11 protein-coding genes are annotated in these 14,807 nt (G+C 69.5%); 7 read left to right on the top strand and 4 right to left on the bottom strand.

Going from position 1 to position 14,807, the window contains the following annotated elements; translation table 11 throughout:
* The first annotated feature begins 222 nt into the window (after nt 1–222).
* Nucleotides 223–1,851 carry a GGDEF domain-containing protein gene (locus JN22_RS14620; protein ID WP_085554583.1) on the top strand — a complete coding sequence of 543 codons (1,629 nt, stop codon included), beginning with the start codon at nt 223–225 and terminating at the stop codon, nt 1,849–1,851.
* A 23-nt stretch (nt 1,852–1,874) separates the two neighbouring features.
* On the opposite strand, the gene JN22_RS14615 is transcribed toward JN22_RS14620, so the two are convergent.
* The 3 genes from JN22_RS14615 to JN22_RS14605 all read right to left on the bottom strand — a co-directional run bounded on the left by JN22_RS14615 (nt 1,875) and on the right by JN22_RS14605 (nt 6,771).
* Complete coding sequence (locus JN22_RS14615; RefSeq protein WP_085554582.1) at nt 1,875–2,945, bottom strand: zinc-binding metallopeptidase family protein; 1,071 nt, start codon at nt 2,943–2,945, stop codon at nt 1,875–1,877.
* Nucleotides 2,946–3,073: 128 nt separating this feature from the next.
* Nucleotides 3,074–5,371 (bottom strand): glycogen debranching protein GlgX, encoded by a 2,298-nt coding sequence (gene glgX / locus JN22_RS14610; RefSeq protein ID WP_085554581.1) that lies wholly within the window; start codon nt 5,369–5,371, stop codon nt 3,074–3,076.
* 116 nt (nt 5,372–5,487) lie between these two features.
* Nucleotides 5,488–6,771 (bottom strand): family 4 glycosyl hydrolase, encoded by a 1,284-nt coding sequence (locus JN22_RS14605; protein WP_085554580.1) that lies wholly within the window; start codon nt 6,769–6,771, stop codon nt 5,488–5,490.
* 178 nt (nt 6,772–6,949) lie between these two features.
* Between JN22_RS14605 and JN22_RS14600 the strand changes: the two genes are divergently transcribed.
* The gene (locus JN22_RS14600; RefSeq protein ID WP_085554579.1) at nt 6,950–8,275 is read left to right on the top strand and encodes a GH1 family beta-glucosidase; all 1,326 of its coding nucleotides are present in this window, start codon (nt 6,950–6,952) and stop codon (nt 8,273–8,275) included.
* An 87-nt stretch (nt 8,276–8,362) separates the two neighbouring features.
* Entirely contained in the window at nt 8,363–10,180 is a 1,818-nt protein-coding gene (locus tag JN22_RS14595; RefSeq protein WP_085554578.1) for an ABC transporter ATP-binding protein/permease, read from the top strand.
* A gap of 70 nt (nt 10,181–10,250) precedes the next feature.
* On the opposite strand, the gene JN22_RS14590 is transcribed toward JN22_RS14595, so the two are convergent.
* Entirely contained in the window at nt 10,251–11,027 is a 777-nt protein-coding gene (locus tag JN22_RS14590; RefSeq protein WP_085554577.1) for a DUF2076 domain-containing protein, read from the bottom strand.
* Between the two features lie 298 nt (nt 11,028–11,325).
* Between JN22_RS14590 and JN22_RS14585 the strand changes: the two genes are divergently transcribed.
* The 4 genes from JN22_RS14585 to JN22_RS14570 all read left to right on the top strand — a co-directional run bounded on the left by JN22_RS14585 (nt 11,326) and on the right by JN22_RS14570 (nt 14,786).
* A complete protein-coding gene (locus JN22_RS14585; RefSeq protein WP_085554576.1) occupies nt 11,326–11,664 on the top strand; it encodes a hypothetical protein in 339 nt (112 codons plus the stop codon).
* 185 nt (nt 11,665–11,849) lie between these two features.
* A complete protein-coding gene (locus tag JN22_RS14580; RefSeq protein WP_085554575.1) occupies nt 11,850–12,515 on the top strand; it encodes a chemotaxis protein CheX in 666 nt (221 codons plus the stop codon).
* On the top strand, nt 12,496–14,382 hold the full coding sequence (locus JN22_RS14575) for a sensor histidine kinase (protein WP_085554574.1): 1,887 nt from the start codon (nt 12,496–12,498) through the stop codon (nt 14,380–14,382). The genes JN22_RS14580 and JN22_RS14575 overlap by 20 nt, the downstream gene beginning before the upstream one ends.
* Complete coding sequence (locus JN22_RS14570; protein WP_085554573.1) at nt 14,379–14,786, top strand: response regulator; 408 nt, start codon at nt 14,379–14,381, stop codon at nt 14,784–14,786. Before JN22_RS14575 ends, JN22_RS14570 begins: the two co-directional genes overlap by 4 nt.
* Nucleotides 14,787–14,807: the final 21 nt, after the last annotated feature.

The raw sequence follows: 14,807 nt of genomic DNA, 5'->3' as shown, positions 1-14,807 counted from the left end.
AGGCGTTTCCTCCCTAAACTCGGGCCGCGGCTGTATAGCTAGCGGCCTTTTTCTTTTTACGCAATATGCTGAACGTCAGTATGACCAACGTTCCAATTTCCGACGTTGGGGCCAACCCGTCCGCGCCCGTGATATAGGACGGTCGGGATTCACGTCGGTTCCTTAAACCCCTCCGATCAGGCATAAGAAGAAAAGACGAGACGGAGTCCGGAAGGTTTCCCCATGAGCAGCTTGGGCCTGCGCGCCACCGTGGCCGCCACCACCGCCATCCTGGTGCTCGGGCTCACGCTGGCGAAGGGCCTGTTCGTGGGCTCCCAGGCCGAGCAGGTGCTGACCCGCGAGATCGGCGATTCCATGGCCGAGCTGTCGCAATCGCTGGCCCGCCAGCTCGACGCCACCATGTGGGCGCGGGCCAACCAGATCGCCGCCCTGGCCCAGATCGACTCCCTGAAGGATCCGGCGGTGGCCCAGGCGACCATCGACGAGTTGAAGCGGCGCGACCCGACCATCGCCTGGATGGGGGTGACCGACCGCCAGGGCAACGTGGTGGCCGCCAGCGGCGGCCTGCTGCTCGGCAAGAACATCGCCACCCGCCCCGTCCACGTCGAGGGCATGAAGGGCCTCTTCGTCGGCGACGTGCACGAGGCGGTGGCGCTGAAGGGCAAGGTGCCGCACCTGCCGGGCGAGACGCCGAAATTCGTCGATGTGTCCGCCGCGCTGCGCGACGCCGAGGGGACGGCCGTCGGCGCCTTCGCCGTCCATTACAGCTGGGAATGGGCGCGCGCCACGCTGCGCGAGCTGATTTCCTCGCTGCCCGGCCGCGAGGGGCTGACCCTCTACATCCTGTCGGCCGACGGCACCGTGCTGATCGGCCCGGACGAGGCGGTCGGCACCGTCCTGCCCATCGACCGCAACAAGGAGGGCTGGAGCCTCGCCCGCTGGCCGGACGGTGGCAGCTACCTGACCGGCATCGCCCGCGGCCGCGGTCTTTACGACTACGCCGGGCTCGGCTGGACCGCGGTGGCCCGGCAGCCGGCGAACGCGGTGTATGGCGAGACCGGGCGGCTGCGCCTGACCATCATCGTGGTCGGTGCCGGGCTGGCCGTGCTGTTCAGCGTGCTGGGCTGGCTGGCCGCCGGCCGCATCGCCCGGCCGCTGGTCGCCATCGCCGACGCGGCCGAGCGCATCCGCCGGGGCGAGCAGGGGGTGGCGTTCCCCAACGTCGGCGGCACCACCGAGATCGGCCGGCTGTCGGCCTCGCTGCGCGACCTGATCGACAGCCTGACCAACAAGGACGCCGCGCTGATGCGGCTGGAGGACATCGCCTACGAGGATCGGCTGACGGGCCTGCCCAACCGGCGCTATTTCGAACAGTATGTCGACGCCTCGACCAGCGGCGACGGCGGCGACGGGTCCGCCACGATGATGTATCTCGACCTCGACGGCTTCAAGCCGATCAACGACCGGCTGGGCCACGACGCCGGCGACGTGGTGCTGCGGCAGGTCGGCCGCCGTCTGGCCGCCATCTTCCGCGACGACGACGTGGTCGCCCGGCTGGGCGGCGACGAGTTCGCCGCGATCCTGCCCCGCCGCACCGGCCGTACGGCTCCGGACACCGGCGTGCTGGCCGCCCGCATCATCGCCACCGTCAACGAACCGGTGTCGGTCGGCGGCGAGACGGTGCGGGTCGGCTGCTCCATCGGTCTCGCCTCCTGGCCGGACGATTCCACCGACATGGCGACCGTGATGCGCCATGCCGACGTCGCGCTCTACAAGGCCAAGCGCGACGGGCGCAACCGCGCGGTCCGCTGGACGCCCGAGCTGACGGACAGCGACACGGCCTCCGGCTGACGCCACGGGCCGGCCTCCGCCGCTCAGAGGGCGCGGACCAGCCCGTTCATGAAGCCCAGCTTTTCGATCACCGCCGGCGACAGGATGAAGGGGTAGAGGTCGGGCTGGCCCATGCTGCGGTTCAGGCTGTTCACCGCGTAGGTCAGCGGCAGCCAGGGCTCGATCAGATCCTCGATCCGCCGGGCCTTGTGCGGGTTGAAGGCGACCTCGGCCTCCAGTTCGGCGCCCTCGCTGACGCGGGGACGGATGCGCAGACCGAAGGCGCGGGCGGTTTCCAGCGTGTCGACGATGTGCAGGTAATGAGCCCAGGTCTCGGCGAAATCCTCCCACGGGTGGGCGGCGGCGTAGCCGCTGACATAGTTGAACTGCCAGTCGGCCGGCGGGCCGGCGGCGTAGTGGCGCTTCAGCGCCTCGCCATAGTCCTCGCGCTCGTCGCCGAACAGGGCGCGGAAACGCTCCAGCGTCGCCGAATCCTCGGACACCAGCCGGTCCCAGACGTAATGGCCGATCTCGTGGCGGAAATGGCCGAGCAGCGTGCGGTAGGGCTCGCCCATCTCGGTGCGCCGCCGCTCGCGCTCGGCGTCGTCGGCCTCGGCGACGTTGATGGTGATCAGCCCGTCGGCGTGGCCGGTCAGCACCGTGGTGACGCTGCCGTCGGGGTTCACCGTGTCGGACAGGAAGTCGAAGGCCAACCCCTTCTCCGGATCCTCGGCGCGGGTGCGCAGCGGCAGCTTCAGGTTGGTCAGGGTGTAGAACAGATGATGCTTGGCGAGTTCCAGCTTGCGCCAGCGCGTCAGGTTCTCGGCGTCGGACAGGTTGGGGATGGTGCGGTTGTGGCGGCAGGCGTCGCAGTGGGATTCCTCCGCCCCCTCCTCCAGCAGCCAGTTGCAGGCATCGAGCCCGGCGTTCCGGCAGAACTTGAAGCGCTTGCCCGGAAAGGCGAGCGCGGTCCACACGCCCTCCGTCTCCGTCGGCTCCAGCGCCGTCATCGTGCCCGGATCGGGCATGTAGCCGAGCCGGTGGCCGCAGCGCTCGCACAGCGTGTTCTCGAAATAGAGCGGCTGGTGGCAATGCTGGCATTCGAACAGTTTCATGGCCGAGCGCTTTTCGGTGAGAAGAGGGGATGGGGGCGGGAGAGCGCGCCGGACCGCGCACGGGCCCCCACCCCGAACCTCCCCGGCGGAAGCGGGAGAGGGTTGGGTGGGAGCCCGTGCGCCGCCGCTCAGACGGCCGGTTTCTCGACCGGCTTCACCTCGGCATCCTCCACGCTCTCCACCTCGGGCTCGGCCGCCACCGCCGCTTCCTCGGCGACCGGCACCGGGGCCGGGCTCTCCGCCACCGACCGCAGGGCGCGGGCGGCGCGGCGCAGGGCGAAGGACGATTTGCCTTCCGGTTCAAGCGCCAGCAGCAGCAGCGAGCGGCCGGTCACCATGTAGGCGTCGCCGGTGTTGACGCGCGGCGCCTCGTCGGGGTCGGTGATGTTGGTGTCGACCAGACAGCGCCACACGCTGCCGCCGTTGACCTCCGGCAGGGTGAAGCTCACCACGTCGTGATGCGAGTTCACCACCAGCAGCAGCGTGGCGTCCATCGCCGGCCGCTTGATGCCGGTCGCCTGCGCCCGGCCGTCCAGCAGCATGCCCAGGCACTTGGCGTTGCCGTCGTGCCAGTGCCCCTCGGCCATCTCGTCGCCGGCCGGGGTCAGCCACGTCACGTCCTTGACGTCGAACTCGGCGTTGTAGTTGCCCGAGAGGAAGCGCCCGCGCCGCAGCATCGGAAAGGACTGGCGCACGGCGATCACCCGGCGGACGAACTCGACGAGCGACTGGCCGTCCTCGTCGATGCCGTCCCAGTTCAGCCACGCCGTCTCGTTGTCCTGGCAATAGGCGTTGTTGTTGCCGGACTGGCTGTTGCCGAACTCGTCGCCGGCCAGCAGCATCGGCGTGCCCTGCGACAGCAGCAGGGTGGCCAGCAGGTTGCGCTTCTGGCGTTCGCGCAGTTCCCGGATCTGCGGGTCGTCGGTGGGCCCCTCGACGCCGTGGTTCCACGAGATGTTGTGGGAATGGCCGTCGCTGTTGCCCTCGCCGTTCGCCTCGTTGTGCTTGTCGTTGTAGGACACGAGGTCGTTCAGCGTGTAGCCGTCGTGCGCGGTGATGAAGTTCACGCTCGACCACGGCTTGCGGCCGCGCTTGTCGAAGACGTCGCCCGAGCCGCACAGGCGCGGCGCCAGCTCCGGCAGCTTGCCCTCGTCGCCCTTCCAGTAGGCGCGCACGGTGTCGCGGAACTTGTCGTTCCACTCGGCCCAACCCGGCGGGAAGTTGCCGACCTGATAGCCGCCGGGGCCGCAGTCCCACGGTTCGGCGATCAGCTTGACGCTGGAGAGGATGGGGTCCTGGAGGCAGCTGTCGAGGAAGCCGCCGCCCTCGTCGAAGCCGTAGGGCTCGCGCCCGAGGATCGTCGCCAGATCGAAACGGAACCCGTCGACGTGCATCTCGGTCGCCCAGTAGCGCAAGGAATCGGTGACCATCTGGAGCACGCGCGGGTGGCTGAGATTGACCGTGTTGCCGGTGCCGGTCTCGTTGATGTAGTAGCGCTTCTCGTCCGGCATCAGCCGGTAGTAGGAGGCGTTGTCGATGCCCTTGAAGGACAGGGTCGGCCCGCGCTCGTTGCCCTCGGCGGTGTGGTTGTAGACGACGTCGAGGATCACCTCCAGCCCGGAATCGTGGAGATGCGCGACCATCTCCTTGAACTCCTTGATGCTGTTGCCGCTGGCGGAATAGCGCGGCTCCGGCGCGAAGAAGCCGATGGAGTTGTAGCCCCAGTAGTTGGCCAGCCCCTTGTCGACCAGATGCTGGTCCTGCACGAAGGCGTGGACCGGCAGCAGTTCCACCGAGGTGACGCCGAGGCTCTTGACGTAGTCGATGACCTCCTTGATCGCCATGCCGCCGTAGGTGCCGCGCAGATTGTCGGGCACCGCCGGATGCAGCTTGGTGAAGCCCTTGACGTGGGCCTCGTAGAAGATCGTCCGCTCCCACGGCACCGCCGGCGACGCCTCGCCGCGGCCCCAGGTGAAGGCCGGATCGATCACCCGGCATTTCGGCATGAAGGGGGCGCTGTCGCGCTCGTCGAAGGTGGTGTCGTCACCCGATTCCATCACATAGCCGAAATGCGCCGGGTTCCAGCGGATCTCGCCGGCCAGCTCCTTGGCGTAGGGGTCGATCAGCAGCTTGTGCGGGTTGAAGCGGTGGCCGTTCTCCGGCTCGTAGGGGCCGTGGACACGGTAGCCGTAGAGCTGGCCGGGACGGGCGTCCGGCAGATAGCCGTGCCAGATCTCGTTGGTGAATTCGGGAAGCTCGATGCGCTCCAGTTCCTCCTCACCGCTCTCGTCGAACAGGCACAGCTCGACCCTGGTGGCGTTTGCCGAAAACAGGGCGAAGTTCACGCCGATGCCATCCCAGGTGGCGCCCAAGGGAAAGGGCCGCCCTTCACCGAGCCGTGTCGCCTGTTTCAGAATGTTCGCCATGATCCGCCTTTTCCACCGTGACCCGAGGGTATGGCTTCAACCCGCCGGGCTGGCGCTTGTTCCTCGGCTCCTTTGGCCTCTCCGTTCGGTGTGGAGCCTTCTGAAAACGGCCGATTCTAAAGACAGGGGCGGATGTAGGGCCGGTTGGCCTCCCACAGCTCGTCCAGGATGGCGACGGCGGCGTCGGTGGAGGTGATCACCGGGTCGATCAGCAGCGCCTGGAGGGCCAGTTCCCTGGAGCCGCGCAGGGCCGCCTCGACCGCCATCTGCTGCACCCCGGCCTGGACCGACAGCAGCTTGAGCACGCCGTCCGGCAGACGGCCCAGCGCCACCGGGTGCACCCCGGCCGCGTCGGCGACCAGCGGCACCTCGACCGCCAGCTCGTCGGGCAGGCCGGGAACGACGCCGTGGTTGACGACGATGCCGGATTCGATGAAGCGCTTGCGGTTGTGCAGCATGCCCTCGATCACCGCGACGGCGCGCTCGCCCCAGGAGGGTCCGGTCCAGTCGTCGGGGATCGGCTTGCTGCCGTCGATCACCCCGTCCATCAGATCCTTCAGGATGACCCGGCCGCGCTCGTCGTTCTCGAAGTCGAAGCCGTGCTCGCCGCCCTCCCAGCCGTAGGGCAGATACTCGCCGACATGGTCGTCGCTGCACGTCACCCATAGGCCGAAGGCGTGGAACAGCCGGCGGGTCAGCGGCGTGAAGGCGGGGTCGTGAGCCTTCTCGCGCTCGCGCAGCAGCGGGTAGAGGTCGCGGCCGGTGGCGCGCTCGCGGATCGCGGTCAGCCATTGGAAATGGTTCAGACCGGCGCCCCAGACATCGACCTCCTTCTCCGGCATGCCGAGGATCTGGCAGACGAACCAGCGGGCCAGGAAGATGCCGTGGCACAACCCCAGCGCCCGCACGCCGGTGCAGCGCGACAGCCCCAGCACGATGCGGCTTTCGGGATTGGACAGGTTGATGAACAGCGCGTCCGGGCAGATCGCCTCGACGTCGCGGACGATGTCGACGATCAGCGGCAGGGTGCGCAGCGTGAAGAACAGCCCGCCGGGGCCGCCGTTCTCGCCCAGCGTGTGGCGGACGCCGTGCTTCCTCGGCACCTCGAAATCCAGCTTCCACAGGCGGTTGCGGTCCACCGCGACAGCGCACAGCACGAATCCCGCCCCCTCCAGCGCCGCCTTGCGGTCGGTCGCCGTCTCGATGACCAGCCCGGCGTTGCCGCGCCGGTTCAGCACGTCCGCCAGCGCCGCCATGCGGGCGAGCGCGTCGGGGTTGGTGTCCACCAGGGTCAGGGTGCTGCCGGCCAGTTCGGCGGACGAGAAGAGATCCTGGAAAAGGCTGAGGCCGAAGGCGGCGCTGCCCGCCCCGATGAAGACGATCTTGGTGACGTTCGCCATGGCGCTTCCTCCCGTGCAGAAGCCGATTTTCCGGGATTCTACGCCCGCGCCCCGTCGCCGCCCAGCCCCGGCGTCATCCCCTGCGCCACCACGTCGCGGAGGCATCCGCGCCATGGCGGGGCCCTCCGATTTGAGGCATGCTAACAAAAAACGAAGACCCGTCCGGGAGGACAACCGCATGACGTCGCCGACTTTCCCGCCCGGCTTCCGCTGGGGCGCCTCCACCTCGTCCTACCAGATCGAAGGCGCGCTCGACGCCGACGGGCGCGGCGCTTGCGTGTGGGACACCTACACCGCCGCCGGCCGCATCCAGGACGGCAGCAACGCCGCCACCGCCTGCGACCATTACCACCGCTTCCCCGAGGACATCGCGCTGATGAAGGCGGCGGGCTTCGACAGCTACCGCTTCTCCATCGCCTGGCCGCGCATCCTGCCGGCCGGCAGCGGCGCCGTCGAGACCCGCGGCCTGGATTTCTACGACCGGCTGGTCGATTCGCTGCTGGAGGCCGGCATCACCCCGATGGCCTGCCTCTACCATTGGGACCTGCCGCAGCCGCTGGAGGATGCCGGCGGCTGGCAGGGGCGCGGGGTCATCGGCCCCTTCGCCGACTACGCCCGCGTCGTCACCGCCCGGCTGGCCGACCGGGTGAAGGAATGGATGATGCTGAACGAGCCCAACGTCGTCGCCATCCACGGCTACGGCACGGGCGAGCACGCCCCCGGCCACCAGTTCGGCGAGGAGGGCGTGCTGCGCGCCCTGCACCACCAGAATCTCGCCCAGGGGGCGGCGCTGCGCGCCATCGCGGCGGAGCATTCCGGCCTGACGCTGGGCACCGTGCTGAATTTGCAGCCGGCGGTTCCCGACAGCGACCGGCCGGAGGACGTCGCGGCGGCGGCCCGCTGGGACGCGGTGTGGAACCGGGTGCCGCTCGACGGGCTGATGCGCGGGGAGATTCCGGCGCTGCTGGCCGAGCGGATGGCCGGCTTCGTCCTGCCCGGCGACGAGGAGGCGATCCGCTACCCGATCGACCTGCTCGGCATCAACTACTACTCCCGCATGACGATGAAGCACGAGGCGGGCCGCCTGTTCGACGTCTGGTGGGGCGAGGCGCGTTGCGAGCGCTGGACCGGCATGGCCTGGCCGGTGCAGCCCGAGGGCCTGCACGAGCTGCTGAGCGAGCTGCGCACGGATTACGGCAACCCCGCCGTCTTCATCGCCGAGAACGGCTGCGCCTACGACGACGTGGTGGCCGAGGACGGCCAGATCCACGACGACCAGCGCGTGCTGTTCTTCCGCGAGCACCTGGAGGCGGTGGCGCGGGCGGCGCGGGAAGGCTGCGACGTGAAGGGCTATCTGTGCTGGAGCCTGCTGGACAATTTCGAGTGGGGCTTCGGCCTGTCGAAGCGGTTCGGCATCGTCCGCGTCGATTACGACACCCTGGCGCGGACGCCCAAGGATAGCTACCGCTTCCTGAGCAGCGTCGCGAAGAGCGGGAAGCGGTGACGTTTTGCGTGCTACCCCCCTGTTCGCGCGATCGACGCCACCCCATTCGTTGGTGATACGGAGGATCCGCAAGCCGAAAGCCCCGCGATGGACAGCATGACCGACGGCGCGGGCCGCGAGCCCTCCGGCTCCGCCCCGCCCCACCCCCCGCCGCCCAGCTTCACCCGGCGCTTCCTGCGTTTCGCCGGCGGCTACTGGACCGGGGAGAACCGGGTGGCGGTGTGGCTGCTCACCACGGCGCTGGTCGTTCTGACCGTCGGGCAGGTCGTCGTCCCGGTGCTGATCAACATCTGGAGCGAGCGGCTGTTCGACGCGCTGGAACAGCGCTCGATGGACCGCTTCTTCACGATGGTCGGGGCGGTCGGGGTCATCATCGCCTTCAACATCGTCAACGCCGTGCTGCACCTGCTGGTCAAGCGGCGCCTCCAGCTCGGCTGGCGGCGCTGGCTGACCGCCAAGCTGATGGAGGACTGGCTGCGGCGCGGCCGGCACCACCAGATCGCCTATCTGCCGGGCGACCACGACAACCCGGACGGCCGCATCGCCGAGGACATCCGCATCACCGCCGAGATGGCGATCGACCTCGGCCATTCGCTGACCTACTGCGCCATGCTGCTGATCAGCTTCACCAACATCCTGTGGATGCTGTCGGGGCGGATCTCGGTCGATCTGTTCGGCACGGAATGGTCGGTGCCCGGCCATCTGCTGTTCATCGCCCTGCTCTACGCCGCGATGGGCACGACCATCGCGCTGCTGATCGGCACGCCGCTGGTCAACGCGGTCAACCGGCGCCAGAGCTACGAGGCGGATTTCCGTTTCGGCTTGGCGCAGGTGCGTGAGAATGGCCAGGGCATCGCCCTGCTGCACGGCGAGACGGCGGAGCGCGGCCGGCTCTCCAGCCTGTTCGAGGGGGTGACGCTGGGTTGGCACGGCCAGACGCGGGCGCTCAGCCACATGATGCTGTTCAGCGCCACCTATTCGGTGCTGTCGGCCGCCTTCCCGATCCTGGTCGCGGCGCCGCGCTACATCGCCGGCACCATCTCGCTGGGCGTGCTGATGCAGACGGCGCAGGCGTTCCAGCAGACGGTCGGCGCGCTGTCCTGGCCGATCGACAACCTCGCCCGCGCCGCCGAGTGGCGCGCCTCGGTCGAACGGATGCTGCGCCTGCATGAAGCGCTGCAACAGCTCGACCGCGAGGTCTGCGGGGACGGCGCCGACCACATCGTGGTGGAACGGTCGAAGGGGCACAGCGGCCTGAGCTTCCGCGGGGTGTCGATCGACGACCCGGACGGCAAGCCGGTCGTCCACGGCTTCGACCTGGAGGTCCGGCGCGGCGACCGCGTGCTGATCGTCGGCGACCCGGCGGCGGCGGTGCGGCTGTTCCGCGCGGTGGCCGGGGTCTGGCCCTGGGGACGCGGCCACATCGCCCTGCCGGCCGACACCCACGTCTTCTTCATGCCGGAGCATCCCTATCTGCCGCACGACAGCCTGCGCGCCGTGCTGGCCTACCCCGGCGCGCCGTCCTCGGTGGACGACGGCAAGGGGGTGGAGGCCCTGGATGCGGTCGGGCTGGCGCACCTGTCCGGCCATCTCGACACGGTCGACCGCTGGGACGAGGTGCTGTCGGTGCCGGAATGCCAGCGGCTGAGCTTCGCCCGCCTGCTGATCCGCCGCCCCGACTGGATCTTCCTGGAGGACGCCACCGATTCCCTGGACTCCCAGGGCGAGGCGGACCTGATGGCGCTGATCGAGCGGACGCTGCCCGCCGCCACGATGCTGACCATCGGCAACCACGCCGGGCTGGCGCCCCTGCACCAGCGCCGGTTGGTGCTGGAGCGCACCAACGGCGCCGTGACCCTGCGCGAGGATCCGCAGAACCAGCCCACCGCCGCCAGCGCCGTGTGACGCGGAACGGCGCGTCCCCGGAGGACCGCGCCGCCTCTCTCGTTCCCCGTGTTTTCAGGCCGGCGGTCCCTCAGACCCAGGAATCGTCGCCGCCGCCGTTGTCGCCGCCGTCATCGAAGGACGCATCGTCGGTCTGATAGTCGGCGTCCTGCTGGTAATCCACGTTGCGCGCCTCGGGCGCGGCGCTGTCGCCGTAGAAGTTGTTGATGACGGTCTCGCCGCCCGGCACATGCGAGGCGGCCGACGCGGCGGCGTCGCCGAAGGGGCCGGGCGAGTGGCTCAGCATCGAGGAGATGGCGCTCGCCGCCAGCATGCCGCCGGCGACGCCAGCCGCCGTCGTCGCGGCGTTGGCCAGGAATCCGCCACCGGCGCGCTGCGGGGCGAATCCCGGCTGCTGCGGATAGCCCGGCTGGCCGCCGCCATAGGCGCCCATCGGCGGCGCGTAGCCGGTCTGCGGCGCGCCCCCCCACGGGCTGCGGGAGGGTTGGGGCTGGCCTTGCGGCTGCGGCGCCGGGCGCGGCTCCTCGGTGCGCGCGCCCCAGGGGCTGCGGCCGATCCCCAGCGCGTTCGACAGGAAGCTGCCGCCGGACGGGGCCGGGGCGGCCGGCTGGGCGGCCCGGCTCTGCGCCTCCCTGAGCTGACGCTCCAGCTCCTCGATGCGGCTCTGGGCGGCGGTCAGGGCCTGCTGCTGGACCAGAACGGTCTGCGCCATGTAATAGGCGGACAGCGGCTGGCTCTGCACCGACTGGCGGATGAAGGATTCGGCCTCCGCGTCGCGCGGCTGACCTTCCACCTCGCGCAAATGGCGGAACAGGTCGGAAAGAAGCGTGCGTTCCTCGGGGGTCATGGCGGTCTCCTGAACACCTCGTCATCGCCGCGAGTCGGCGGCCATGCAGCCTATGTGTTCCGCCCGCTGCCCGGAAACAAGATCCGCCGCCTATCCGGACACGCCTATGCGCGACGGGCCGCGGTTGATGCTTTGGTCCTGCGACCTTCCGTGTGTTGCCGCTGCCCCGAAAGAGCGGCTAGACTCGGCCGTATGCCCCGCAAGCGCGGGAAAGAGCCGCGAAGACGGCTCCGTGCGTCGCGCAGAACGCCGAATGCGGAAATCCAAACCGCCAAATTCAAATCAAGGGAGAACGCCCATGTCGGTCCTGGAGACGATTCCGGATCTGTACCGCGCCCCCGAGACGAGCCAGCTGGCGCCCGACGAGATCGCCGTGATCGCGCGGCACGAGCATCTGACCCCCGCCGAGGCCGCCGTGCGCGGCGCGGAGATGCTGCGCGAGCCCTGGGGGCATGCCGCCATGCGCCAGATGGTGTGGGACTGTCTGTGTGAGGCGAAACGCCGCGCCGACGCGGCCGAGACCGCCCGCCTGACCGACCTGTACCGCCGAACCTGCCGGCGCTACGCCTGCCCGCACGACCGCCGCGTCTCGCCGACGCGCGAAAAACACCCGTTTCCCTTCGGCGGCGGGGGCTGACGCCCGCCCGTCGCCGCCCCCTATCCATATTATCCCTGCAATGCGGCGGAACCGCCTATGGCTCCGCCGTATTTGTTATAGGACGTTGACGCAGGTGCATTTTCCCGCCCATCTGTCGCAAAATCCGCGACGCGCCCACCGGGCGGCGCTGACGATCCTGACGACAAGGGGGCAAGGCGCCGAGCATGGTGGAGTTGACCGACCTGGAGCGCGACGCGCTGACCGAGTTGGTGAACATGGGCGTCGGCCGGGCCGCGACCCATCTCAGCCGCATGGTTTCCGACCAGGTCCTTTTGTCCGTGCCCTCGGTTGACATCGTCAGCCGCGACGCCGCGACGGAGTTCCTGACCACCCGCGAACGCTCCGGCCTCGTCGCGGTGGAACAGCAGTTCCAGGGCTCCTTCGCCGGACGGGCGCTGCTGATCTTTCCCGAGGCCAACAGCCTGGAGCTGGCGCGCGCCGTGCTGGGCAGCGAGCTGACCCTGGCCGAAATCGTCGATCTGGAGCAGGACGCGCTGGCCGAGATCGGCAACATCATCCTGAACGGCTGCCTCGTCGTCATCGCCAACACGCTGAAGGACCGGCTGTCGATCTCGCTGCCCGCCGTGCTGCGCGGCAGCGGCGGCAACATCCTACAGGACAAGAATGGAACGTCCGACGAGCTGGTGCTCTTCCTCTACATCGATTTCTCGATACGCAGCCGCAGCATCCGCGGCTACATCGCCCTGCTGATGGGAGTCTCATCGCTGGAATCGCTGAAGCTTCTCATCCACGGGTTCATTGACGGGATCGCCGCGCCGGCGCCGTCCGTCGAGGCCTCCAGGAACCAGCATGGCGCCGATCCCCTCTGACCGTCCGGCCTGGGCCGAGGATGTGCTGAACGCGCTGGACGCCGGAATTCTCCTGCTCGACCGGCATGGCCATGTCCGCTACTGGAACAACTGGATGGAGCGCGCGTCGGACGTGCCGGCCCGCGACATCCTCGGCCACGACCTGTTCGACGCCCTGCCGCACCTGCGCGAGTCGCGGCTGCACACCGCCGTGCGCGACGTGCTGGCGACCGGGGCGCCCGGCGTGCTGTCGAACACGCTGAACCCGATGCTGTTCCCGCTGCGCCTGCCCGACGGGCGCAGGATGGTCCACAACGTGCTGATCCGCCCGCTGCCGCCCGACAGCGAGGCGCGCTGCCTGATCCAGGTGACCGACGTCACCGCCTCGGTCAACCGCGAGCGGGTGCTGCGCGAACAGCGCGACGCGCGCTATCGCGCCATCGTCGACACCGCCCCCGACGCCATCATCACCACCGACACGCGGGGCACGGTGCAGTGGATGAACGGCGCCGCCGCGCAACAGTTCGACTATCGCCCCGACGAACTGATCGGCCGCAGCATCCACACCCTGCTGGACAAGGACGCCCCCGACTGGGTGCAGTTGTCCGAACACGGTCTCGACGGCCAAGGCCCCGACCGTTCCGGCGAGACGGTCGAACTGGTCGGACGGCGGCGCGACGGCAGCCGGATCGACCTCGAGCTGTCGATGGCGCGCTGGATGTCGGAGGGCCGCAGCTTCATCACCGGCATCCTGCGCGACATCACCGAGCGCCAGCGCACGCGGGAGGAGCTGCGCGCCAACGCCCTGGCCATGCGCCAGCTCGCCGAGCAGACCAAGGCGACGCTGGACGCGCTGCCGGCCTTCATCGCCGTGCTCGACCCGGCCGGGCGCATCGTCTCGGTCAACCGCGCCTGGGCGGAGGCCGGGCCGGAAACCGAGTTCCTCGGCCAGGGCTGCATCGTCGGCGACAATTATCTGGAGATGTGCGTGCACGACGGCACGGAGGCTCTCCCGCATGGGGAGGATCCGCAGGGCGAGGCGGTGCTGGAAGGGCTGCGCACCCTGCTGGCCGACGGCGGGCTTCCTTTGTCGGCGGAGTATGCCGGGCGCGCCGGAGCCGGCCACCACTGGTTCCGCTGTCTGGCCGCGCCGATGACCGCCGGCCCTTTCGGCGGCACCGTGCTGATGCACATCGACGTCACCGAGATCAAGTCGATGGAGGCGGCGCTGCGCAAGCTGGTCGGCCAGAAATCGACCCTGCTGCGCGAGGTCAACCACCGGGTCAAGAACAGCCTGCAACTGGTGTCCAGCCTGCTGACCCTGCAAACGCTGAGCCTGCCGGACGAGGCGGCGCGCGCCCATTTCCAGGACGCCCGCAGCCGGATCGAGGCCATCGCCCGCGTCCACAACCGGCTCTACCAGGCCGACCAGTTCCAGACCATCGAGTTCGGGACCTATCTGCGGGAGCTGTGCGAGGATCTGGCCCGCGCGTCGGGCGGCGAGCTGTGCGACGTGATGGTCCGCTCGGACATCGTCGATCTGCCGATCGATCAGGCCGCACCGCTCGGCCTGATCGCCAACGAGCTGATCACCAACGCCATCAAGCACCGCGGCAGCGGGGCGGCCCGTGTCGACGTCGCGTTCCGCCGCGACGCCGACGGGCTGGTGCTGACCGTCTCGGACCAGGGTCCCGGCCTGCCGCCGAACTTCGACATGCGCAAGGGCCGCAGCCTGGGCATGCGGCTGATCGCCAGCCTGAGCGGCCAGATCCGCGCTCACGTCGCCATCGTCCCGTCGGAACGCGGCACGACCTTCCGCATCGAGCTGCCGATGCCGGAACCGGATCCAACCCTGGAAACCATCGCCGCCGGGGAGGGCGGGCAATGAGGATCCTGCTGGTCGAGGACGAGGTCCTGATCGCGCTGGAGCAGCGCTTCTACCTGGAATCGGCCGGGCACGAGGTTCTCGGCCCGGCGGTGACCGCCGCCGAGGCGGTGGCGATGGCGGCGGAGGATCCGCCCGACCTGGCGCTGGTCGACGTCCATCTCGCCCGCAACTCCAGCGGCATCGACGCCGCGCAGGTGCTGACCCGGCAGGGCGTGCCCTGCCTGTTCATCACATCCTTCCGCGACGAGATGCGGCAGGCCGGCATCCCGATTCCCGGCATCGGCTGCCTTCCGAAGCCCTTCTCCGAGCATTCCCTGCTCGGCGCCGTCGAGGTCGCCCGCACAATCCTGGCCGGCGAGACGCCGCGCGACGTGCCGAAGACCATGGAGCTGTTCAGCGGCTGACCGTCCCGCCGGGGCGGCCGG

It is taken from the genome of Azospirillum agricola, from assembly GCF_020005195.1.
Taxonomy (GTDB): Bacteria; Pseudomonadota; Alphaproteobacteria; order Azospirillales; family Azospirillaceae; genus Azospirillum; species Azospirillum agricola.
This window is presented reverse-complemented; position numbering and strand designations above follow the sequence as displayed.

What these genes read in the sequence shown, in the direction of transcription:
- JN22_RS14620 (WP_085554583.1), top strand. Translation starts at nt 223, where the DNA reads ATGAGCAGCTTGGGCCTGCGCGCCACCGTGGCCGCCACCACCGCCATC.
- JN22_RS14615 (WP_085554582.1), bottom strand. Translation starts at nt 2,945, where the DNA reads ATGAAACTGTTCGAATGCCAGCATTGCCACCAGCCGCTCTATTTCGAG.
- glgX (WP_085554581.1), bottom strand. Translation starts at nt 5,371, where the DNA reads ATGGCGAACATTCTGAAACAGGCGACACGGCTCGGTGAAGGGCGGCCC.
- JN22_RS14605 (WP_085554580.1), bottom strand. Translation starts at nt 6,771, where the DNA reads ATGGCGAACGTCACCAAGATCGTCTTCATCGGGGCGGGCAGCGCCGCC.
- JN22_RS14600 (WP_085554579.1), top strand. Translation starts at nt 6,950, where the DNA reads ATGACGTCGCCGACTTTCCCGCCCGGCTTCCGCTGGGGCGCCTCCACC.
- JN22_RS14595 (WP_085554578.1), top strand. Translation starts at nt 8,363, where the DNA reads ATGGACAGCATGACCGACGGCGCGGGCCGCGAGCCCTCCGGCTCCGCC.
- JN22_RS14590 (WP_085554577.1), bottom strand. Translation starts at nt 11,027, where the DNA reads ATGACCCCCGAGGAACGCACGCTTCTTTCCGACCTGTTCCGCCATTTG.
- JN22_RS14585 (WP_085554576.1), top strand. Translation starts at nt 11,326, where the DNA reads ATGTCGGTCCTGGAGACGATTCCGGATCTGTACCGCGCCCCCGAGACG.
- JN22_RS14580 (WP_085554575.1), top strand. Translation starts at nt 11,850, where the DNA reads ATGGTGGAGTTGACCGACCTGGAGCGCGACGCGCTGACCGAGTTGGTG.
- JN22_RS14575 (WP_085554574.1), top strand. Translation starts at nt 12,496, where the DNA reads ATGGCGCCGATCCCCTCTGACCGTCCGGCCTGGGCCGAGGATGTGCTG.
- JN22_RS14570 (WP_085554573.1), top strand. Translation starts at nt 14,379, where the DNA reads ATGAGGATCCTGCTGGTCGAGGACGAGGTCCTGATCGCGCTGGAGCAG.